The organism is Streptococcus sp. Z554 (assembly GCF_053010305.1).
Genome location: NZ_JBRKNV010000006.1, coordinates 33,996 through 53,449, shown reverse-complemented (window position 1 = coordinate 53,449; position 19,454 = coordinate 33,996). Strand labels below are relative to the sequence as shown.

26 protein-coding genes, 1 tRNA gene and 1 pseudogene are annotated in these 19,454 nt (G+C 39.0%); 12 read left to right on the top strand and 16 right to left on the bottom strand.

Going from position 1 to position 19,454, the window contains the following annotated elements; translation table 11 throughout:
- Positions 1-177: 177 nt before the first annotated feature.
- Together ACVC7R_RS06430 and ACVC7R_RS06425 are read right to left on the bottom strand one after the other, a co-directional pair.
- Positions 178-846 carry an MIP/aquaporin family protein gene (locus tag ACVC7R_RS06430; RefSeq protein ID WP_004250764.1) on the bottom strand — a complete coding sequence of 223 codons (669 nt, stop codon included), beginning with the start codon at positions 844-846 and terminating at the stop codon, positions 178-180.
- Between the two features lie 145 nt (positions 847-991).
- Positions 992-1,339, bottom strand: coding sequence for a winged helix-turn-helix transcriptional regulator (locus tag ACVC7R_RS06425; RefSeq protein ID WP_447264001.1), 348 nt, complete (start codon positions 1,337-1,339; stop codon positions 992-994).
- A gap of 150 nt (positions 1,340-1,489) precedes the next feature.
- Between ACVC7R_RS06425 and ACVC7R_RS06420 the strand changes: the two genes are divergently transcribed.
- A complete protein-coding gene (locus ACVC7R_RS06420; protein ID WP_447264000.1) occupies positions 1,490-1,879 on the top strand; it encodes a nuclear transport factor 2 family protein in 390 nt (129 codons plus the stop codon).
- Between the two features lie 41 nt (positions 1,880-1,920).
- On the opposite strand, the pseudogene ACVC7R_RS06415 reads toward ACVC7R_RS06420, so the two are convergent.
- Positions 1,921-2,103: pseudogene (locus tag ACVC7R_RS06415) on the bottom strand (oligoendopeptidase F); the annotation flags it as partial.
- A gap of 180 nt (positions 2,104-2,283) precedes the next feature.
- Between ACVC7R_RS06415 and ACVC7R_RS06410 the strand changes: the two are divergent.
- Positions 2,284-3,048, top strand: a complete 765-nt coding sequence (locus ACVC7R_RS06410) for a (S)-acetoin forming diacetyl reductase (protein WP_004250763.1) — start codon at positions 2,284-2,286, stop codon at positions 3,046-3,048.
- 148 nt (positions 3,049-3,196) lie between these two features.
- Here the strand turns inward: ACVC7R_RS06410 and ACVC7R_RS06405 are convergent, their stop codons facing one another.
- Genes ACVC7R_RS06405 through ACVC7R_RS06385 form a run of 5 tightly spaced genes read right to left on the bottom strand, consistent with a single transcriptional unit; the run spans position 3,197 to position 6,705 of the window.
- Positions 3,197-3,937, bottom strand: coding sequence for a 16S rRNA (uracil(1498)-N(3))-methyltransferase (locus ACVC7R_RS06405; protein ID WP_447263999.1), 741 nt, complete (start codon positions 3,935-3,937; stop codon positions 3,197-3,199).
- A gap of 1 nt (position 3,938) precedes the next feature.
- Positions 3,939-4,889 carry a 50S ribosomal protein L11 methyltransferase gene (gene prmA / locus ACVC7R_RS06400; RefSeq protein WP_447263998.1) on the bottom strand — a complete coding sequence of 317 codons (951 nt, stop codon included), beginning with the start codon at positions 4,887-4,889 and terminating at the stop codon, positions 3,939-3,941.
- 10 nt (positions 4,890-4,899) lie between these two features.
- On the bottom strand, positions 4,900-5,796 hold the full coding sequence (locus ACVC7R_RS06395; protein WP_447263997.1) for a GIY-YIG nuclease family protein: 897 nt from the start codon (positions 5,794-5,796) through the stop codon (positions 4,900-4,902).
- Positions 5,797-6,225, bottom strand: coding sequence for an NUDIX hydrolase (locus ACVC7R_RS06390; RefSeq protein ID WP_447263996.1), 429 nt, complete (start codon positions 6,223-6,225; stop codon positions 5,797-5,799).
- 9 nt (positions 6,226-6,234) lie between these two features.
- The gene (locus tag ACVC7R_RS06385; protein WP_447263995.1) at positions 6,235-6,705 is read right to left on the bottom strand and encodes a DUF3013 family protein; all 471 of its coding nucleotides are present in this window, start codon (positions 6,703-6,705) and stop codon (positions 6,235-6,237) included.
- Between the two features lie 379 nt (positions 6,706-7,084).
- On the opposite strand from ACVC7R_RS06385, the gene ACVC7R_RS06380 reads away from it, so the two are divergent.
- Together ACVC7R_RS06380 and ACVC7R_RS06375 are read left to right on the top strand one after the other, a co-directional pair.
- Positions 7,085-7,300 (top strand): hypothetical protein, encoded by a 216-nt coding sequence (locus ACVC7R_RS06380; protein WP_447263994.1) that lies wholly within the window; start codon positions 7,085-7,087, stop codon positions 7,298-7,300.
- 15 nt (positions 7,301-7,315) lie between these two features.
- Complete coding sequence (locus tag ACVC7R_RS06375; RefSeq protein ID WP_447263993.1) at positions 7,316-7,525, top strand: CPCC family cysteine-rich protein; 210 nt, start codon at positions 7,316-7,318, stop codon at positions 7,523-7,525.
- Positions 7,526-7,743: 218 nt separating this feature from the next.
- On the opposite strand, the gene ACVC7R_RS06370 is transcribed toward ACVC7R_RS06375, so the two are convergent.
- From ACVC7R_RS06370 to ACVC7R_RS06360, 3 genes are read right to left on the bottom strand one after another with little or no spacing between them, the layout of a single operon-like run.
- Positions 7,744-8,070 (bottom strand): hypothetical protein, encoded by a 327-nt coding sequence (locus ACVC7R_RS06370; protein ID WP_447263992.1) that lies wholly within the window; start codon positions 8,068-8,070, stop codon positions 7,744-7,746.
- Positions 8,071-8,103: 33 nt separating this feature from the next.
- A complete protein-coding gene (locus ACVC7R_RS06365) occupies positions 8,104-8,424 on the bottom strand; it encodes a hypothetical protein (protein WP_447263991.1) in 321 nt (106 codons plus the stop codon).
- Positions 8,425-8,459: 35 nt separating this feature from the next.
- Positions 8,460-8,702: a hypothetical protein gene (locus tag ACVC7R_RS06360; protein WP_447263990.1), complete on the bottom strand. Its 243-nt coding sequence runs from the start codon at positions 8,700-8,702 to the stop codon at positions 8,460-8,462.
- A gap of 275 nt (positions 8,703-8,977) precedes the next feature.
- Here ACVC7R_RS06360 and ACVC7R_RS06355 point away from each other — a divergent pair, with 275 nt between their 5' ends.
- The 6 genes from ACVC7R_RS06355 to ACVC7R_RS06330 all read left to right on the top strand — a co-directional run bounded on the left by ACVC7R_RS06355 (position 8,978) and on the right by ACVC7R_RS06330 (position 13,245).
- Positions 8,978-10,249 (top strand): replication-associated recombination protein A, encoded by a 1,272-nt coding sequence (locus ACVC7R_RS06355; RefSeq protein WP_447263989.1) that lies wholly within the window; start codon positions 8,978-8,980, stop codon positions 10,247-10,249.
- A 262-nt stretch (positions 10,250-10,511) separates the two neighbouring features.
- A tRNA-Lys gene (locus ACVC7R_RS06350) sits at positions 10,512-10,584 on the top strand.
- 95 nt (positions 10,585-10,679) lie between these two features.
- Positions 10,680-11,096 (top strand): helix-turn-helix domain-containing protein, encoded by a 417-nt coding sequence (locus tag ACVC7R_RS06345; RefSeq protein ID WP_447264045.1) that lies wholly within the window; start codon positions 10,680-10,682, stop codon positions 11,094-11,096.
- Between the two features lie 223 nt (positions 11,097-11,319).
- Positions 11,320-11,835 carry a DUF308 domain-containing protein gene (locus tag ACVC7R_RS06340; protein WP_021767032.1) on the top strand — a complete coding sequence of 172 codons (516 nt, stop codon included), beginning with the start codon at positions 11,320-11,322 and terminating at the stop codon, positions 11,833-11,835.
- A gap of 521 nt (positions 11,836-12,356) precedes the next feature.
- Positions 12,357-12,800 (top strand): DUF1269 domain-containing protein, encoded by a 444-nt coding sequence (locus ACVC7R_RS06335; protein ID WP_223361914.1) that lies wholly within the window; start codon positions 12,357-12,359, stop codon positions 12,798-12,800.
- Between the two features lie 28 nt (positions 12,801-12,828).
- A complete protein-coding gene (locus ACVC7R_RS06330; RefSeq protein ID WP_148130190.1) occupies positions 12,829-13,245 on the top strand; it encodes a helix-turn-helix domain-containing protein in 417 nt (138 codons plus the stop codon).
- Positions 13,246-13,300: 55 nt separating this feature from the next.
- On the opposite strand, the gene ACVC7R_RS06325 is transcribed toward ACVC7R_RS06330, so the two are convergent.
- Entirely contained in the window at positions 13,301-13,663 is a 363-nt protein-coding gene (locus ACVC7R_RS06325; protein WP_239822583.1) for a T6SS immunity protein Tdi1 domain-containing protein, read from the bottom strand.
- Positions 13,664-13,744: 81 nt separating this feature from the next.
- Between ACVC7R_RS06325 and ACVC7R_RS06320 the strand changes: the two genes are divergently transcribed.
- A complete protein-coding gene (locus tag ACVC7R_RS06320) occupies positions 13,745-14,587 on the top strand; it encodes an aldo/keto reductase (protein WP_447263988.1) in 843 nt (280 codons plus the stop codon).
- A 163-nt stretch (positions 14,588-14,750) separates the two neighbouring features.
- A complete protein-coding gene (locus ACVC7R_RS06315; protein ID WP_447263987.1) occupies positions 14,751-15,896 on the top strand; it encodes a low temperature requirement protein A in 1,146 nt (381 codons plus the stop codon).
- 446 nt (positions 15,897-16,342) lie between these two features.
- On the opposite strand, the gene ACVC7R_RS06310 is transcribed toward ACVC7R_RS06315, so the two are convergent.
- The 4 genes from ACVC7R_RS06310 to ACVC7R_RS06295 all read right to left on the bottom strand — a co-directional run bounded on the left by ACVC7R_RS06310 (position 16,343) and on the right by ACVC7R_RS06295 (position 19,450).
- A complete protein-coding gene (locus ACVC7R_RS06310) occupies positions 16,343-16,900 on the bottom strand; it encodes an ABC transporter substrate-binding protein (RefSeq protein ID WP_447263986.1) in 558 nt (185 codons plus the stop codon).
- Positions 16,901-17,101: 201 nt separating this feature from the next.
- Positions 17,102-18,139: a tRNA preQ1(34) S-adenosylmethionine ribosyltransferase-isomerase QueA gene (gene queA / locus ACVC7R_RS06305; protein ID WP_447263985.1), complete on the bottom strand. Its 1,038-nt coding sequence runs from the start codon at positions 18,137-18,139 to the stop codon at positions 17,102-17,104.
- 28 nt (positions 18,140-18,167) lie between these two features.
- Positions 18,168-19,076, bottom strand: a complete 909-nt coding sequence (locus tag ACVC7R_RS06300) for a LysR family transcriptional regulator (RefSeq protein ID WP_004250738.1) — start codon at positions 19,074-19,076, stop codon at positions 18,168-18,170.
- Positions 19,077-19,219: 143 nt separating this feature from the next.
- Positions 19,220-19,450, bottom strand: coding sequence for a GlsB/YeaQ/YmgE family stress response membrane protein (locus ACVC7R_RS06295; protein WP_006154630.1), 231 nt, complete (start codon positions 19,448-19,450; stop codon positions 19,220-19,222).
- Positions 19,451-19,454: the final 4 nt, after the last annotated feature.

Sequence of the window (19,454 nt, the reverse complement as noted above, 5' to 3'; positions counted from 1 at the left end):
AACCGAAGGTTGCTCAAAACACTGTTTTAAGGTTGTGGATAGAACTGACGAAGTCAGCTCAAAATACTGTTTTGAGGTTGTAGATGGAAGCTGACGTGGTTTGAAGAGATTTTCGAAGAGTATAATACGAAAAAGCCCTGTTCCTCAAGCTGAGGAGCAAGGCTTTTTAAGCTTCAATTATTCTTCAGTTCCAAGGAAGTTTTTAGCAACAAGGGCTGCAAGAACTCCACCAACGATTGGTGCAAGGATGAAAATCCAAACTTGTTGAAGCGCTGCGCCACCTACCAATACAGCAGGAGCCAAGCTACGAGCTGGGTTTACTGAAAGTCCAGTGATGTTTAAGCCAGCTAGAATCAAAGCTGTCAATGACAAACCAATCACCAAACCAGCGATTGCGCCATTCCCTTTGCTTGCTGAAGTTACAGTCATGATAACCAAAACAAACAAGAAAGTAGCGATTGTTTCAAACAAGAAACCACCAAAGACAGTTACACCGTTTGCCAAGGCATTTTCACCAAGACTTGCAGTTGACATTCCTGAATTTGCCAAGAGGAAGAACACAGATCCTGATGCAAGGAAAGCACCGACTACTTGACCAAGGATGTAGTTTACAAGTTCTGAAGATGACAAACGTTTGTTAACAAACATAGCGATAGAAACAGCTGGGTTCAAGTGAGCACCTGAAACAGTTCCGATTGAGAAAGCTGCAACTACGATTGCCAAACCAAAGGCAAGAGCAATTCCAAGGTGTCCAAGACCTTCAACACCATTTCCAAAAACAACAGCTCCTGTTCCGATGAACACAAGCATAAAAGTACCGATTAATTCAGCAACAAATTTTTTCATATTAAGTCTCCTTTTTTCAAACTATGTATTAGTCTATCAGAAGAAGGAAAGGGTTTCAAGAAAAGTGCTTGGAAAATAATGGTTTGCCTTACTATCTTTTAATTGAGGAATTAAACAGAAAAATACATTTCCTCTATAGAGCTTATCAGTCGCTTATCTCACTAGCATTTAGCAACTTGATATAATCCAGACCCCATTTCTCGACAGCATCTAAAACAACTTTGAATTCCTGCCCCATTTCAGTTAAGCTGTACTCAACTCGTGGTGGAACTTCGGCATAGACCTTTCGTTGAACAATCTTATCCTTTTCTAATTGACGGAGATGACGTGTCAAAATAGTTTGAGTAATCCCAGGCAATAATCTCTGCAATTCTTTAAATCGTTTGGTACCCGTACTCAACTGATAAATGATTACCAGTGCCCATTTCCCCGTTAAAACCCTCTGCGTTGTCGCAAATGGACAAATACCATACTCACTCACTTTATTTGTCATAAAATATCTTCTTTCTATTTTTTTAAAAAAATTTATCTTTTAGTATCAATAAAAGTACTACTTTTGATACTAGCTATCAAAAAAGTGTCTACTTGTTTTTTTGTTTGTAACTGTTACAATTATATCATAAAAAAGAAATGGAGAATATATATGTCAACAAACTTAGAAATTTTCAATACTTATAACCAATCTTTAATTGCTGGTGACTTTCCTGGTGTCTTTGAAACGATGGCAGACGATATTATCTGGCACCAACCTGGTACTCATAGTATATCTGGTACAGTTGTTGGTAAGGACCAACTAGGATCTCACCTAGCTACTTTTGCTGAGAAAACTAATGGAACCTTTAAGGTGATAACAAATTGGGTTTCTGATAATAAGGATTTTGTCGCAGCTAATGTTACTTTTCTTGGAACACGTGCTGATGGTACTGAACTCAATATGAACGGGATTGACCTCTTCCGTATTGAAGACGGGAAAATCAAAGAAGTTTGGCTCTTCTCTTCAGATCAAGCTGAAGAAGATAGCTTTTGGGGATAAGCAAAACAGATTGGAAAAATCCAATCTGTTTTTACTTATACTCATAACTCAGCACTGTAGGAGATAATCTGATCAACCATATCAGACAAGAACTGAATGGTATCGCGGAGAGATTTATCAGTTGAGATATCTGCTCCGATAATCATAGCAGACTCAAGTGGTGTCTTGCTACCACCTGATTTGAGGAGGTTGAGCCAGTCTTCAGCTCCAGTCTCAGATAGTTTTTTCACTCTTAGAGGGTTTATTTTCCCAAAAACCAGTCTTTGTTTGACACAAATTTCACAAAGGTGTATACTAAAAAGCGATAGGACTTCTTTTAGAAACCTATCACGACTCACTTATAACCCTTTGCTGTTCTTTTATGAACGTTTAAATGGTATCACGGATACCAAAGGAGGAATCATATGTCTAAAGTAGCTATTGTTACAGGTGCAGGTCAAGGAATCGGTTTTGCAATCGCAAAACGCTTGGTCCAAGATGGTTTTAAGGTTGGAGTATTAGACTACAATGCTGAAACAGCTGAAAAAGCAGTTGCTGAGTTGTCAGCAGAGAATGCTTTAGCTGTTGTAGCAGATGTGTCTAAACAAGCGGAGGTTGCTGCAGCTTTCCAAAAAGTTGTAGACCATTTCGGAGACTTGAACGTTGTGGTAAACAACGCTGGTGTCGCTCCGACTACACCTCTAGATACGATTACAGAAGAACAGTTCAATCGTACCTTTGCTATTAACGTTGGTGGGGTAATCTGGGGAGCACAAGCTGCTCAAGCTCAGTTCAAAGCACTTGGTCATGGTGGTAAAATCATCAACGCTACTTCTCAAGCAGGTGTTGTCGGAAATCCAAACTTGACTGTTTATGGTGGTACAAAATTCGCTGTTCGTGGTATTACTCAAACATTGGCACGTGACTTAGCTGATTCAGGTATCACTGTTAATGCGTATGCTCCAGGTATCGTTAAAACACCAATGATGTATGATATCGCTCACGAAGTTGGGAAAAATGCAGGAAAAGACGACGAATGGGGTATGCAAACATTCGCAAAAGATATTACATTGAAACGCCTATCTGAGCCAGAAGATGTCGCTGCAGCGGTTAGCTTCCTTGCTGGACCAGATTCAAACTACATTACAGGTCAAACCATTATCGTCGATGGTGGTATGCAATTCCATTAAAATTAAAAAAAAGAGGTTGGATTAAATCCAACCTCATTTTTTATTTGGTGATTCTACATTGGAATCCTTTTTTATTCCCTTAACTCTGCACTATAAGCAATAATCTGATTGACCGTATCAGAATAGAAGAGTGAAGAAGTATTCATTTTCACTCTAATTCTACCAATACACTAATGGCTGATAGGGCGTAAAGTGGTGCTGTTTCTGCTCTTAGAATGCGAGGACCAAGCCCTGCCAATACTGCTCCCTTGGCTGTAAAACTTTCAATTTCTGCAGGGGATAAACCACCTTCTGGACCAAAGATAAAGAGCAACTTAGCTCCTTTTTCAAGACCAGTGACTGCTTGTATCAAAGCAGCACTTTCTCCTTCTTTAGCTGACTCTTCATAAGCCACCACGATGCGGTCAAACTGGTCTAACTGAGCTAGAAAGTCTACCTTTTTTTCAAAAAGGGTAATGCTTGGGACAAGATTCCGCTTGCTTTGCTCGGCTGCTCCAAGGGCGATTTTTTCTAGTTTTTCGATTTTCTTGCCCAATTTTTTGCCGTCCCACTTAGCGACTGACCAGTCGGCAGGGAAGGCCCAGATTTGACTAGCACCTAGTTCCGTCACCTTTTGAGTGATGAACTCGAGCTTATCTCCCTTGGGAAAGCCAGAGGCAATGGTCACTTGGACTGGTAGTTCTACATTGTCAGCTAATTCTTCAACCAACTCAAACTGACGTGCTTCCACATTTACCACGCGCGCCAAACGCTTGATCCCATCATCAAAAACTAAAGTAACCTCATCATTTTCCTTCAGGCGCATGACCTGAAACATGTGCTTGCTGGTTTCCTTGTCCTCGATAGTGACAGGTGAGATTGCACTCCCCTTGACAAAATACTGCTGCATGCTAGCCTCCAATCACACCAGAAATATCCTTGGTCTTCTTGAAGACACAGGCATTCCACTCCCCTTGGATCATGTGGGTTTCGAGGAAAAATCCAGCCGCTTCTGCTGACTCACGCACCATGTCCCACTTGTCCTTAATAATGCCACTCATGATAAGATAGCCTTCGTCCTTGACCAAACGATAAGCATCATCCGTTAGATGAATGAGAATACCCGCCAAGATGTTGGCCACGATGACGTCTGCCTCAATCTCCACTCCCTTGAGCAAATCGCCTGGCGCCACATGGATATTTTCCATGCCCGGATTGAGCTCAATATTTTCCTGAGCGACACGAACCGCCACATCATCCAGATCATAGGCAAAGATTTCCTTGGCACCCAGAAGAGAGCTGGCAATGGAAAGAACCCCTGAACCTGTCCCCACATCTAGTACTGTTTCGCCACCACGAAGGACCTGCTCCAAGGCAAAAAGACTCATCTTAGTCGTCGGGTGTGTTCCAGTCCCAAAGGCCATACCAGGATCCAGCTTGATAATCTTTTCTCCCGCAGTAGCCTCATAGTCCGTCCATGACGGCACAATAGTCAAGTCACGAGTGATGCGGGCTGGTTCATAGTATTTCTTCCAGTTATCCGCCCAGTCTTCCTCAGCCAAGGCAGTCGTGCCAATCTTAACCTCGCCCAAATCCATAAAATCTGTCAATTCTGCCAAGCGAGCCTGCAAATCAGTCTCCACTGCCACTACATCAACCGTTTCAGGGTAGTAGGCGGTCACTACGATTTCTTCCTGTTGCTCGACCTCAGGGAAAATCTCACCGAAGCGGTCCACATTTCCCACATAGTCCATACTGTCTTCGATTACTACCCCTTGGGCACCTAACTCAATCAGGAGATTAGAGACCAGCTCCTCTCCCTCACGCTTGACTGTAACTTTTAACTCTTGCCATGTTTCCATCTGATTCTCCTTAACCCTCCATTTCTTCTAATTCTTTTAAAGTCTTGCCGTCCTTATTTTTCCAATCAGTTCGTCCATTCGTATTCATTCCTAGCACAAAAGCAGCTGCATAAGATGGACTGGAGAACAGTTGTTTTTCTTGTAAAACACCATCTTTAATCACATTTGACTTGATTAATTCCTCACGCAATTCTTTTAGACTTGCTGGTATTGCGGATGAATCAACTTCATCAACTTGACTGCCTTCTAAAACAACAAAACCCTCCGAAGTCTGTTCACAGATAGCTTCAATCATTCGATTTGATTTCTTTGTTTTTCGCTTTAGATAGAGATAAGTTAAATTATCATCAGAAACATTCTGATTTGTTTTCTTGGTCATAGGAACAAACACTCGGTACCCTAAGGTCCCTACAATCATCAAAGTGTTTTCCACAACCTCATCTAACTCTGACTGCTTTTCTTCTGTTACATTCCCAGAATTGGGCTCATTCCCATTTTTTACAATGAAGCGCCCCGTGTCCTTTGCCAGCTGTGTAAATTTATTTTCCAAGTAACTAATTTCCGTGGGGCCAAAGGAGTTATTCTGCGTCGTCAAAATAATGACATCATTAAAATAATCTGCATGGTTGTCACGAGTATGTTCCTGAACACGTAAAAGGACACCTTCACCATTTTTGCGATTCGTCGCCTGCCCGATGTAGGTAACATCCTTTTGCTTATCCTCATTACGACCAAATAGGAAATAAATGCCACTTTGCTTCATTTCATCACGTGATTTTAAATCAGCCAATTGAATTCGAGGAATTTTATAAATCACCCCTGTCCAATTGGACAAGGTACATTTAATTATCCCAGTAACTTCTCCATCCATGAGAAACATATTGATATTCTTACTACGATTTGGCATCTACCTTACTTCCTCCAAATAATCCCTCAATCTCCCCTGCAACTGCGGAACTACTTGACTGGATGTCAAAAATTCCTCAATGTTCATCAGTTTATAGGCTTGCCCTTCATCTCCAAATATGATATTGCCAAACTGTTCTTGGCTTAGCTGACCAACCATAAATACTGACTGTCTACCTTCATAGAGCATGCTAGGATAGACCTTGCTCCAAAGCAGACAATCTTCAGTCAAATGAATCCCCAATTCCTCAAAAACTTCACGCGCCGCACATTCAAAAGGGCTTTCGTCCCCTTCACGACCACCACCTGGTAGCTCCCACATATTGGGCCAGGGAATGGTTAGTTTGTCATCACGTAAGATAGTCAGGATTTTATCCCCACAAATCAAGGCAATCTTACAACCTTGGAAATCAGTAACTTCTATTTCCATGCTGGACTCCTAATATCTCGGATAAGGGTAAAATTCTCCTTCTTCCAAACCGACTTTCCCTTCTTCAAAGACTTCTTGGTTCCATTCCATGACGAATTCTTCTGCTTCTGGGTCTTCCAAAAAGTCCATGAGGGCATCTAGTCCAACTTCTGCAGTATCTTTAAGGAATAGCGCAAAATAAGCTAAAAATTCACGAGAAAAACCTTTCTTCGGCAGGTAAGGGATGACTGTGAGATAGTCTTCTGCATTAACTGTTGACTTGGCAGGGTTGTAAAAAAGCACCGCTTCTTCAAATAGGATATCGTCTGACGACACTTCTCCTTCCTCATCCACCATCTCCACCCCTGCAGCATTTTGCGCCTCTAGCAGAAAACTCACTTCAACTGCATGATTGCGCTTGTCCCAACTAATCTCATAGTCAAAAGGAAAGTTCTTATCCAACTCTTCCTGTAAAACATCTAAAAATCCGTATGTTGCCATGTTGTCCTCTTTCTATACGACTCTTAAATCGCCCCGAATACTCGGAAATATGCTAAAATAGATACTACCATATTACCACATTCGTATCAGAAAATCCATGTTAGAAAGGACTGCTATGCCAGACAATCTCGCGCTTCGTATGCGCCCCAAAAAAACTTGATATCATTTGCTTTCTTTAAAAATCTTTAAGGCATAAGGTCAACTTAGTTTTCTTGAAAATTCATAAAATATCAACAAAAAAACTCAAAGGGACTAGCAAATCATTTCTTTCAGAAAACGAGATACCAGCACTGCAAATCAACTTTTTAGCATCTACTACCCTTTTATTCATTAGCAATTTACCTCAATTTGTAGTATCATATTGAAAAGGAAATCAATTATGAATCTAGAACAATATTTAGGAAAAGATATTAGAGTTATTTTTGTTGACGGTCAAGTTTTAGAGGGACATTGTAATAGTTTTACAGGGAAACTTGATACTGAAAATGAACTCTATGATGAAATTACAATAAGTACAGATAAGCATCCATATATTGGATTTAATGAATCTGAAATCGCTGCAATAGAGTTAACTAAAGCCATTACAACACAATGATAGGAGTTTCGTAGCATGAATAGGACTGGGAAAGACAATTTAATAATTATTGACGGGTGCGAATACGTCCATTGTCCTGTTTGTGGAACTGTTACAGCAGTATATGATATCTGTGATGTTTGTAAATGGCAAAACACTGGAGAAACTAATATTGATGGCGGTCCCAACAAAATGACACTTGCAGAGGCTAAGGAAGCATACACAAAAGGAATACCCATACTCTAAAAGGAAAAATTAATAGAATTTGAAAATAAAATTTTAACAATTGAAGTAATTAACAAACATACAAAGAGGCTGAGCAAAAAAGTCTCTGAAATCAGAAAGACGCATAGTATCAGGTATTGAAAAACTTGATACTATGCGTCTTTGTTATGTAATGGTTTACCTTATTTTCTACTAAAATTGAGTTTTTGACCAGCCTCTTAGAATAAATAGCCACTATTTCACTTTTCAACCATGTTTATAATTTCTTTCAAACTCGGTTTAGTCTTCCTAATTCTATCCCAAGACCTCATTTTTAAAAAAGTTGGTAAATAAATACCGTTTATTTTTGGTATTTCTTTAGATAATTTATATTTTTTTCTAATTTCATCTTTATGATCCATTATGTACTGATTACGAGGCAGACAATAAAAGATCCCCTCACCAAAATAACTCAAATCTTCATCAGATATTTCAATAAGCTCTTCAGGCTTTACAAAAATCGCTCTATTAACTCTATCTTTTCCACTAGAAAAAACCTTATCAATAAAATCTTTATCAAATCCCATTTGAAACTAACTCTCTAAAATTAAATACCTCATTTAGTAATGATATCCCGCTTCTTTTTTCATTTGGTCAAAGCCCCTCTTAACTTTAGAATCCACCATGTATTCTTCAGCCAAAGGTCCATACCCTACATTTTCTGGATGTTCCAGTATTTCTTTTACAGACTCTATATCATTCTTACTGGGAGAATTTGGGAATTCCATCCATTTATAAAAAGAATCTAGTAAGATTTCAACAACAAAAACTCTTTTTTTCAAATCAACTAAAGCACAACGACCGTCTACTAATGTTACTAGTACACTATTTTTTGAATCATCCAATCCAACAATGCTCTTTAATTCAAACAAGTCAGTCATCCCCCTTGTAAATATAATCAGGAAAATCCTTCATTTTAACCAAAACCATGCGAGAATTTTTCCGGTAAGTCTTTCCCTAGCTTTATACTTTTAGTTAAGGTATCCTTTACAAACAAAGTGAATTGTCCCAAATCGTCTCCATGATAACTGTATTTTAAAGTAACCTTATCTACCGTTGCAATACCTTTACAAGTCCCACTTACAACAGAATATTGCCTCTTAGAAATACTATCCTCTAATCTACGTAGAGTAATCATCTGTTTATCAATCTTTGCCATTTTACTCTATCTTTAACCGTTATTTTTAGACTATAAAATTTGTAGGTAAAATCCAGTTTAGATTTGATATCACTTACCAAAACACTTGTCAATCCAATTTCCTACTTATGACTTAAACTTCATTGGAATCAAATACCGTACTCATATTATCTAGTTTATGATTCATCATTTCTTTAAATCAAATAAATAAATGAAATCTCAAGACTTATATGCTAAAATAGGTACTACCATCTTACCACATTCGTATCAGAAAATCCATGTTAGAAAGGACTGCTATGACAGACAATCTCGCGCTTCGTATGCGCCCCAAAACCATTGACCAGGTTATCGGTCAAGAGCATCTGGTTGGACCCGGAAAAATCATCCGCCGCATGGTGGAGGCTAACCGCCTGTCCTCCATGATCCTCTACGGACCTCCGGGTATCGGAAAAACCAGTATCGCTTCAGCCATCGCTGGAACGACCAAGTATGCTTTTCGGACCTTCAATGCGACAGTTGATAGTAAAAAACGTCTCCAAGAAATCGCTGAGGAAGCTAAATTCTCAGGTGGCCTTGTACTGCTACTAGACGAGATTCATCGTCTTGATAAGACTAAACAAGACTTCCTCTTGCCTCTCTTGGAAAGTGGACTGATTATCATGATAGGAGCGACAACTGAAAATCCTTTCTTTTCTGTCACTCCAGCCATCCGCAGTCGTGTTCAGATTTTTGAATTAGAACCCTTATCCAATCAAGACGTCAAAAAGGCCATTCAAATAGCCCTGACAGATCCTGAACGAGGTTTTGATTTCCCAGTTAAGTTAGATGATGATGCCCTTGATTTTATAGCAACATCGACCAACGGAGATCTCCGTTCTGCCTTTAACTCGCTGGACTTGGCAGTTCTCTCCACTCCAGCTACTGACAAAGGTATCCACCATATTACACTGGATATCATGGAAAATAGTCTTCAGAGAAGCTACATCACTATGGACAAGGATGGAGACGGACACTATGATGTCCTTTCTGCCCTTCAAAAGTCTATTCGCGGTTCAGATGTGGACGCTAGTCTCCACTATGCTGCTCGCTTGATAGAGGCTGGTGACCTTCCTAGCCTAGCTCGTCGTTTGACTGTGATTGCTTATGAAGATATTGGCTTAGCCAATCCTGAAGCCCAGATTCATACCGTAACTGCCTTAGATGCTGCGCAAAGGATCGGATTCCCCGAAGCCCGCATCCTCATTGCCAATGTCGTCATTGATCTGGCACTTTCACCCAAGTCCAACTCAGCCTATGTGGCTATGGATAAGGCCCTAGCTGACCTTAAAACATCCGGTCACCTACCAATCCCACGTCACCTGCGAGATGGTCACTATAGCGGTAGCAAGGAACTAGGGAACGCCCAAAATTATCTCTATCCACATAATTATCCTGGCCACTGGGTCAAGCAAGAGTACTTGCCAGAAAAAATCCGTGACCATCACTACTTTTCTCCAGAAGATAGTGGAAAATACGAACGGGCCCTGGCTCAACGCAAGGAAACCATTGATAAATTACGAAACTCGTGAAATCCTTTTCAAAATTTTTAATTTTCCCTTGATTTTTTTTGAAAAAGTGGTATCATATAATCATAGAAACGCTGTGGTGTACGACTTCACATTTAAGTGTTGACCGACTATTTTTTGTATTATTAGGGAAACAAAAGTCTTCTAACAGCATGTAGGCCGTCTCACACGGAAACAGCTTCAGTTAGAGCGAGTTGCCCACCTGCTTAATTGCGCGGGTTCAATACAAACCGTGAAGTTTCGGCACCAATACAGCTTTTTATTTGCCTCCTTAGCTCAGTTGGTAGAGCAGTAGACTCTTAATCTATGGGTCACAGGTTCGAGCCCTGTAGGGGGCATCTAAATCAACAGGAAAAAGCCTTGATTTATAAGGCTTTTTTGCTTGTCTATAACTGATTTGCCCCATCATTTGCCCCACATTTTTTTATGAGCAATCTTTCCAAACATCTCTGATTACGAAAAACAAAAAAGCTATCCTACCTTTGCAAATTTGGATAAGATAGCAGAATATTTTAATGCAACTCCAACCCAACTCTTTGGAACTAGTAAAGAGATTGAGTTAGAAAAGAGTGTTCTTGAATCTAATGAATACTCTGATAAAGTAAGTGAGATTTTAAAAGCTGTCAAATACATCGAAGATTTTCTAGAAACTGATGGACAGTACTTAGAGGATTTACTTTACCTAACAAGAGGCAACCAACTATACACAGAAGATGGAGATGAGTTGTATATTGATCCAACTTCTCAGAAAAGAACACTTCATAACCAATATGAACCTGGTTTTATTGTAGCAAGGGATAAATCTCCACTAGAACTCTTAATTGAAAATAAGGAATTGTTTGATAAATAGAAAAAGCGAGGATAACCTCGCTTCAGATTGAAGTTAAAATCTTTAGAAGACACTTTTATAAGGACTTTGTCTTCAATCTGTGAAAAGGAGTGGAAACTCCTTTTCTTTTTGTAAGTCAGACTGAAACTTCCAAATTGTTTATTTATTTTATTGACATTTTCTATAAAAATAACTACAATAGTTTTATTAACAAACTATACTATACTATATAGGGGGTATTGAAATGAAATTTTCTAATCGTTTATTGCTATTCCTTGCAGGAGTTGTTTTTGTCCTTTTAGGACTTTTCCTATTTACAAACCCAGTAGCTAATCTTGTTGCTTACAGCTGGTGGATTGCATTTGATTTACTGGTTTCTTCTATAGCAGCTATTTTAGGCTATTTCTCTGCACCAAAAGAGCTTCGCTCACCTGTTTATCTTTTCCAAGGATTTGTTAGTCTTCTCTTAGCTCTTTACCTCGTTGCTTATGGCTTTTTGACCCTGCCGGTCGTCATTCCGACCATTGTAGGAATTTGGTTAATTGTAGAAGCCATTATTGCTTTCTTTAAAGGCAATCGTCTAGGATTGATTTTCCCTATTATTGGTAGCAATATCACGTGGGTAGCCTTGCTTGAATTTTTACTAGGTCTAGTGATTCTGTTCAATCCAGTGGCTACAGGTGTCTTTGTCGTTTATGTCATTGCCTTTGCATTTTTAGTTACTGGCTTCACCTACATTATTGAGGTCTTTCGTAAATAGTCTAGTTGCTATTTCTATCGCATTCAAAAAAGCTGGGAAATCATATTCTCAGCTTTTTTGTCTCTTTAATTATCACTTTTTCGCATTCCATTCTGCGTAGAATTGCTCCAAGTATTCTTCCAAAAAGTGATGGCATAGTGCTCTAGCATTCGATAAGTTGCAATAATAACCGGTCGAGAACGGGGCATCGACTCAATCATACCGAAAATAAAAGAGCGAATGTTATCTGCAAAAAGAAAGCTTAGATTCTTTGCGATTTCAACAAAAAAAGCACTGTTTGTACTGACCCCAAAAAGTTAGACAAGTAATTTAAGTGAAGGATTTAGTTCTGTATTTCACAGGACTAATGTAAGTGGCTCATTTGGACTATCCTCCTGTTTTGTTTTGTCACTTACAGTATAGTCCTTTTAGGCTTTTCAGAATTAAAACAGTTTGTTCAAACTGAAAATACAAAATTAGCTCAGGCTTCAATTGTAAAAGCTGAAAATGGTGTTGTTAACGTCAAAGATAGCTTTGATTTGATGAATTCCCTAGGAGATGATTATTTCGAAGGCGGATTAATTGGTAGTTTAATCGGAATTTTAGGTGGACCACTAGGTGTTCTCTTTGGTTTTGCTACTGGTGGAGCAATTGGCGCCTCCGTTGGTTCAGACAAAGAATTGATCAATTCGGCATTAATTACAACCGTTAGTAAAAAGTTGACTAATGGCGAAGTAGCTATTATTGCACTTGTACAAGAAAATGATGAATCTGTTTTAAATGCTATTTTTGAAAAGTATCAGGTTGACATTGCTAGATGGGATGTCGCTACTGTTGCGGCAGAGATAGAGTCAGCTCTCAAAATTCAAGAAGATTTAGAGCATCAAGCTAAAGCTCGCTTAATTGCGGATAAAAAAGAAGCTCGTCGTGAAAAATTTGATAAATTGAAAGCTAGTATTAAAGAGAAATTTTCGAAAAAAAATTAACAGACTGAAGAGACTGAGGTAATTAGGAATCGGTAAACAGTCCATCTCTGATTACGAAAAACAAAAAAGCTATCCTACCTTTGCAAATTTGGATAAGATAGCGGAATATTTTAATGCAACTCCAACCCAACTCTTTGGAACGAGCAAAGAGATTGAGTTAGAAAAGAGTGTTCTTGAATCTAATGAATACTCTGATAAAGTAAGTGAAATCTTAAAAGCTGTCAAATACATCGAGCATTTCCTACATACTGATGGACAGTACTTAGAGGATTTACTTTACCTAACAAGAGGCAACCAACTATACACAGAAGATGGAAAAGAGTTGTATATCGACCCAACTTCTCAGAAAAGAACACTTCATACCCAATATGAACCTGGTTTTATTGAAGCAAGAGAAAAATCTCCACTAGAACTCTTAATTGAAAATAAGGAGCTATTAGATTAAATAAAAAAAGCGAGGATATCCTCGCTTTTCTATTGTAAAATCTTATTCTTCATTATCAATCGTCAAACACTCCGCCTGTGAGTTGGTACATGAGGTAAATGTGTTCCAAGGTTTTTACCTTATCCATATGATCCACATCTTTTACGCCTCCCAAGGCTAGTAAAGGAACAAAACCGAAACATTGGTTATAAGACAAGGGACCATGTTTTAACACAGCCTGTCTATATAAATCCAATTCAAAGTTATCAGTCACATATGAGTTATCTAAATACTGAAGAAAATATTTCAAGCTCTTGATAATAATGTCGCAGTTTTGAAGATTGTATTTTACAATACCAACAAATTCATTCTCTTCCCAAGTAATAATATCTCCAAAAGCTGTTACGAACAGCGGAAAAAGAAGTAAGGAACTATTCATAATAATAGCCGTAGCAAATCTTTGCATTTTTGTCTTATCTTTTTTAAGATAGTACTATTAAAAAAAGATAAGGTGAAAATCATGGAAACATATACACTTGCAAATGGGGTTACTATTCCTAAAATTGGTTTTGGAACTTGGCAAATTGCTGAAGGCGAAGAAGCCTATAACAGCGTTAGCTTCGCACTTAAGGCGGGTTACACACATATTGATACCGCACAAATTTACGGTAACGAGGTTTCTGTAGGTAAGGCGATTGCTGATAGTGATTTGGCACGTGAGGATATTTTCCTAACTACCAAACTTTGGAATGATAAGCACGATTACGAGTTGGCTAAGACTTCTATCGATGAGTCTCTCGAAAGACTTGGTGTGGATTATTTGGATCTTTTGCTTATCCATTGGCCTAATCCAAAGGCGCTTCGTGAGAATGATGCTTGGAAGTCTGGTAATGCAGGCGCTTGGAAGGCAATGGAAGAAGCCTACAAAGAAGGTAAGGTGCGTGCTATCGGTGTGTCTAACTTTATGCAACATCACCTAGAAGCTCTTTTTGAAACAGCTGAAATTGTGCCACATGTCAATCAAATCCTCTTGGCTCCAGGTTGTGACCAAAAAGACTTAGTTGCCTATTGCCAAGAGCGCGATATCCTTCTTGAAGCCTATAGTCCACTAGGTACAGGTGGTATTTTTGGAAATGAAGATGTTGAAGCAGTGGCTGAACGTAACGGTAAATCTGTGGCACAAGTTGCTCTGCGTTGGAGCCTTCAAAAAGGTTTCTTGCCACTACCTAAGTCTGTGACACCTAAAAATATAAAAGCTAACTTGGATATCTTCGGCTTCGACTTATCAGAGGAAGATATGGCGGTCTTGGATAAGATTCAAGGCATCAAAACTCAGGATGATCCTGACAAAGTTAATTTTTAATAGGATTTTAATCAACTCGTCAGGGTTGCTTTTTCAAGTAAATGACAAAAGAAGTCAAGGTTTTGACAATTCGCGCCACATGAAATTATTTAAGCATATCCTTTTCTTTCATTACCATTTTCTGTTATAATGTATTGTATTTCTAAAGTAGAAAGGTATTAATATGACAACTCTTATTAAGCATAAACGTGTAGAATTTTCAGAACTTTTTTATGACCTAGTTTTTGTTTTTGCAATTTCAAAAGCAACTGCTTTAATTCACCCTCTTCATAGCGGTGTTGTGGCTTGGGATTCTTTACTTGATTTCTTCATCTCTGTCATGGTTATCATCAATTCCTGGATGATTCAAACCATTTATACCAATCGCTATGGAACAAACTCGTTATTTAACATGGTAATCATGTTTATCAACATGGGACTTATGCTCTTTATGTCCAATATGATTGGATACAATTGGCAACAATGGTTCTATTATACCTGTTGGGCTGTTGGTACATTGACCCTTACCTTATTTTTTCAATATTTGGTTGAATTTTTTAGAAAATCAACCGATAATACTGATCGGGAAAGTATCAAAGGTTTTCTATGGTTAACAGGTCTAGGAAGTTTAGGAGTCTATCTGGCAGCTCTTTTTCCTATTTACGTTGGAGTCTATATCTTTATTGCTAGTATTCTGCTAACATTTATTGTGCCAATTTTCTTGATTACTAAAGATGAGCATTTCCAGGTAAATCTTCCCCATTTAATCGAGCGCGTCTCCCTTCTTGTGATTATTACGTTTGGAGAGATGGTTGTTGGGCTAGCTAGCTTCTTTACAGTCGAGAATTTCTCGATTTATTCGGTTCTCAATTTCGTTATCATGCTTTCCCTGTTCTTGTTTTATTTTGGCGAATTTGACCATGCTATTGATGAAGGATCTAGTCAAAAGGGATTATTTGTAATTTATAGTCACTATCCTATTTTCATCGGGCTTATGTTGATGACAGTTTCGATGGGTTATCTCCTGAATCCCGAGGCTAATCTTCTCGTTGCAATCAGCTTCTTTTATATCGGAATTGGCCTCTTCCAAGCTGCTGTCCTAGCAAATGGGCCCTATAACAAAAACTATCTTCGCTATCCGAGAAGTTACTACTGTGCTCAAGCGACACTCTATCTGGCTGCCTTGATTCTCTCTTTGCTTTTCGCTTCTAATCCTATAACAGTGTTGAGTATTGCAACCATTTTTACTCTAGCTATAGCTAGTCATTTTATTTATTTTTATGTGACACAGAATAAAAAATATTCCAAATCTAACTGGGGGTTCTTTTAATGAGTTTATAACATAAAAAAGCTTTGGGAACCAAGGCTTTATATGATATCAATCACCGACCACGAAAATGTTTAGCTTACAGAACTGCTAGTGAAGCTCTAGAGGATGAGTTCGAGTAAATGTTGCACTTATTCTTGCAATTTATCATTTACTTGATGCACGAACTCGATATTTTTTTCGTTAATTTGTTTTTGCCCCACTTTTGCCCCATTTTGAAATAATTGTATTTAAAAATGCTCCAAGTATCTTCTAAAAATCACTTATACTTCAACATTTTTGATTATTTTCAATATGAAAGTCCTCTCCAAATCCATGCAGGGGGCATCTAAATCAACAGGAAAAAGCCTTGAAAATCAAGGCTTTTTATATTCGTTTTCTAGTCAAGGTCAGAATCTATTTATACAAAAAGTGAGCCATCAGTATGACTCACTTCTTATTTTTCATTCTTAGTTACGGTAAAAATGACTATCCTTGTCACTTGGTGATTGACCGATTGCCAAAACATCTTGGCTACCGTCTGTACCAGTCACTTCATTTTGAACTCCAGCTGGGGTGAAGATCAGTCGTGCACCTTGTCCACCACCGACAAGATGGATACCTGTTAAGTAGTAGCCATCTTTTTCCTCTACTTGACCCATCTCATATTTAAAGGTTCCATTTAAACTTTGAATCGTTACAATTCCATCAGATGTAACTGTTGCTGTTGTTCCTGCATAGTTTTCCCAAGTTCCTACAAATTTAGCATAAGCTTCTTGTGATTTTTGCTTATCTTCCTTCTTATCCGTTTGAGTGTTTGCCGAACTTGATGTGCTCGTCTCAGACTTCTGTTCCTCTTTTTGGCTAGCTTCTGTTTTACTTGATGACTCCTTAGTTACTTTAGAGGATGAAGCCTCTTTGCTTGAAGATGCTGTAGTTTTTTCAGTATTTCCTCCACAAGCAACAAGTGCCACCACAGCCAACAAGGCCAGGGCTGAAAGACTAGTGTAACGCAATGTTTTTTTCATGATAATCTCCTTTTGAAATGATGACCCAGTTTAGTCTGAGTCTAAAATAGCTAGCCTGAAATTGCATATATTTTTGACGGCTAACCTGTAGTCTTCAGTGTATCATTTATTTGCTTTTAATTCAATAGCTATTTGACATCAAAAAAGGCTAATCCAATCAGGAATTAGCCCTTCTATCTCTAGTCTTTATTTCATTACTTTTTAGTAAATAAACATGGCATCGCCAAAGCTAAAGAAACGGTATTTTTCATCGATAGCATGCTGGTAGGCTTCGAGGACCAATTCACGGCCCGCAAAGGCTGAAACAAGCATGACTAAGGTAGACTTGGGCAAATGGAAATTCGTAGAAAAAGCATCCACCACCTTCCAGTCATAGCCTGGTTTGATAAAGATATTGGTCCAGCCAGAATCGGCCTGGATTTGCCCATCAAACTTGCTTCCGATGGTTTCTAGTGTACGGATAGAGGTGGTCCCAACCGCAATGACACGGCCCCCATTTTCTTTGACCTGACGCAAGGTCGCTGCTGCTTCCTCAGACAATTGATAAAACTCTGAGTGCATCTCGTGCTCATCCAGATTATCTACTGAAACAGGTCTAAAGGTCCCAAGTCCAACGTGCAAGGTCAGGTAGATTAGGTGAACCCCTTTTTGCTGGATTTCTTCTAGTAATTCTTTGGTAAAATGTAGCCCTGCAGTTGGGGCTGCTGCTGATCCACTCTCCTTGGCATAGACTGTCTGGTAACGTTCACGGTCATCCAATTTTTCATGAATATAAGGAGGCAAAGGCATTTCTCCAAGACTTTCAAGCACTTCTAGGAAAATCCCCTCATACTCAAAACGGACAATACGGCCACCATGGGTTAATTCCTCAATCACGACTGCGCTAAGTCGACCATCACCAAAGATAACACGGGTGCCGACCTTGAGACGTTTGGCAGGTTTTGCCAAGACTTCCCATTCGTCTCCTGCTGTATTTTTCAAAAGCAAGAGTTCAACATGGCCCCCTGTTTCTTCCTTTTGACCATGAAGTCGAGCTGGCAAAACGCGGGTATCATTCATAACCAGGGCATCACCTGGCTCTAGCATTTCAATAATGGAGTGAAAGTGGCGATCTTGAAATTCACCTGTTTTGCGATTGACCATCAAGAGTTTAGAGGCATCGCGCTTTTCCAAAGGAGTCTGAGCAATCAATTCCTCCGGCAAGTGAAAATCAAAATCATTTGTATTTAATGTCGTCATTCTTCTTTTCTCTTCTCATTTATTCAAATTACTTATCAAAGCGAACTTCTTCAAGTAGGTACTCGATGAAACGTTCACCCATCTTAGATAAGCTCGTTTTCTCATGCTGAATATAAACCAGTTCAATGGGATCATCAATATCTAGAGGAATAGAAACAATATTGTCTCCATTAAGATTACTATTGAGGATACCAGTCGCGATGGTATAGCCGTCCAAACCAATCAAGAGATTGAACAAGGTCGCACGGTCACTAACCACGATGGATTTTTTGTGGTGTTCCTGAGACAAAATCTCCTCTGAGAAATAGAAGGAATTATGGGTACCTTGGTCATAACTTAAGTATGGAAAGTCTTCTAGGTCTGCCAACTGCACCTTGTCTCTTTTAGCAAGAGGGTTAGTCTTGCTGACAAAGATATGGGGCTGTGCTGTAAAGAGATGGTGGGCAACGAGATGGTTGTCATCCAACATCTTCGAAAGAACGTCCCGATTATAGCTATTTAAAAAGAGGACCCCTACTTCACTACGGAAGTTCTTGACATCATCGATAATCTCCCAAGTTCTCGTCTCACGCAAAAAAAGCTCGTACTTTTCCATATCGCTTTTCTTGAGCAAGGAAACAAAGGCATTGACCACGAAGGCATAGTGTTGTGAAGACACACTAAAAAGCTCGCGATGAGCGATTGGGTTCTTATAGCGTTCTTCTAGAAGTTGCGTTTGCTCGACAACCTGACGGGCATAGGATAGAAACTCCATCCCATCACGTGTGAGAGTGATTCCCTTAGGATTGCGGATAAAAATCTCAATTCCCATCTCATTTTCTAGATCACGAACTGCATTTGAAAGACTAGGTTGTGTAATAAAGAGTTGCTTGGCAGCCTCATTCATAGAACCAGTCTCTACGATTTTGATAATATAGTGTAATTGTTGAATTCTCATGCTTTTATTGTACCATACTTGACGCAATATAAAAAGGAACAGTCACTGAAAGCCAAGCTAGTCGCACATCAGTCTTTTTTTACAGCTCATAAAAAAGAGGTTGGAAGATTTCCAACCTCTTTTTCTGTTCTAGAAAGTTAAAACTAGCTGTCTTTTTTCCAAAAGATGGCTAATAAAATCATGGCTCCTAAAACTGATGGGATAATAGCCGTATCAGCTAAGATAGGCCCCCAAGTTCCAAAAAGCATTTGACCCAGGAAAGCACCAATCCAACCCAGGAACATTTTCCCGAAGCATCCCATCCGTTCTCCACGATTGGTGATAGCTCCTGCTAATAGTCCGATCAAAAGACCGACAAACATACTTCCAATCATAGTT

Coding starts and splice junctions, on each gene's coding strand:
- ACVC7R_RS06430 (WP_004250764.1), bottom strand. CDS start 846: ATGAAAAAATTTGTTGCTGAATTAATCGGTACTTTTATGCTTGTGTTC.
- ACVC7R_RS06425 (WP_447264001.1), bottom strand. CDS start 1,339: ATGACAAATAAAGTGAGTGAGTATGGTATTTGTCCATTTGCGACAACG.
- ACVC7R_RS06420 (WP_447264000.1), top strand. CDS start 1,490: ATGTCAACAAACTTAGAAATTTTCAATACTTATAACCAATCTTTAATT.
- ACVC7R_RS06410 (WP_004250763.1), top strand. CDS start 2,284: ATGTCTAAAGTAGCTATTGTTACAGGTGCAGGTCAAGGAATCGGTTTT.
- ACVC7R_RS06405 (WP_447263999.1), bottom strand. CDS start 3,937: ATGCAGCAGTATTTTGTCAAGGGGAGTGCAATCTCACCTGTCACTATC.
- prmA (WP_447263998.1), bottom strand. CDS start 4,889: ATGGAAACATGGCAAGAGTTAAAAGTTACAGTCAAGCGTGAGGGAGAG.
- ACVC7R_RS06395 (WP_447263997.1), bottom strand. CDS start 5,796: ATGCCAAATCGTAGTAAGAATATCAATATGTTTCTCATGGATGGAGAA.
- ACVC7R_RS06390 (WP_447263996.1), bottom strand. CDS start 6,225: ATGGAAATAGAAGTTACTGATTTCCAAGGTTGTAAGATTGCCTTGATT.
- ACVC7R_RS06385 (WP_447263995.1), bottom strand. CDS start 6,705: ATGGCAACATACGGATTTTTAGATGTTTTACAGGAAGAGTTGGATAAG.
- ACVC7R_RS06380 (WP_447263994.1), top strand. CDS start 7,085: ATGAATCTAGAACAATATTTAGGAAAAGATATTAGAGTTATTTTTGTT.
- ACVC7R_RS06375 (WP_447263993.1), top strand. CDS start 7,316: ATGAATAGGACTGGGAAAGACAATTTAATAATTATTGACGGGTGCGAA.
- ACVC7R_RS06370 (WP_447263992.1), bottom strand. CDS start 8,070: ATGGGATTTGATAAAGATTTTATTGATAAGGTTTTTTCTAGTGGAAAA.
- ACVC7R_RS06365 (WP_447263991.1), bottom strand. CDS start 8,424: ATGACTGACTTGTTTGAATTAAAGAGCATTGTTGGATTGGATGATTCA.
- ACVC7R_RS06360 (WP_447263990.1), bottom strand. CDS start 8,702: ATGGCAAAGATTGATAAACAGATGATTACTCTACGTAGATTAGAGGAT.
- ACVC7R_RS06355 (WP_447263989.1), top strand. CDS start 8,978: ATGACAGACAATCTCGCGCTTCGTATGCGCCCCAAAACCATTGACCAG.
- ACVC7R_RS06340 (WP_021767032.1), top strand. CDS start 11,320: ATGAAATTTTCTAATCGTTTATTGCTATTCCTTGCAGGAGTTGTTTTT.
- ACVC7R_RS06335 (WP_223361914.1), top strand. CDS start 12,357: ATGAATTCCCTAGGAGATGATTATTTCGAAGGCGGATTAATTGGTAGT.
- ACVC7R_RS06325 (WP_239822583.1), bottom strand. CDS start 13,663: ATGAATAGTTCCTTACTTCTTTTTCCGCTGTTCGTAACAGCTTTTGGA.
- ACVC7R_RS06320 (WP_447263988.1), top strand. CDS start 13,745: ATGGAAACATATACACTTGCAAATGGGGTTACTATTCCTAAAATTGGT.
- ACVC7R_RS06315 (WP_447263987.1), top strand. CDS start 14,751: ATGACAACTCTTATTAAGCATAAACGTGTAGAATTTTCAGAACTTTTT.
- ACVC7R_RS06310 (WP_447263986.1), bottom strand. CDS start 16,900: ATGAAAAAAACATTGCGTTACACTAGTCTTTCAGCCCTGGCCTTGTTG.
- queA (WP_447263985.1), bottom strand. CDS start 18,139: ATGACGACATTAAATACAAATGATTTTGATTTTCACTTGCCGGAGGAA.
- ACVC7R_RS06300 (WP_004250738.1), bottom strand. CDS start 19,076: ATGAGAATTCAACAATTACACTATATTATCAAAATCGTAGAGACTGGT.
- ACVC7R_RS06295 (WP_006154630.1), bottom strand. CDS start 19,450: ATGATTGGAAGTATGTTTGTCGGTCTTTTGATCGGACTATTAGCAGGA.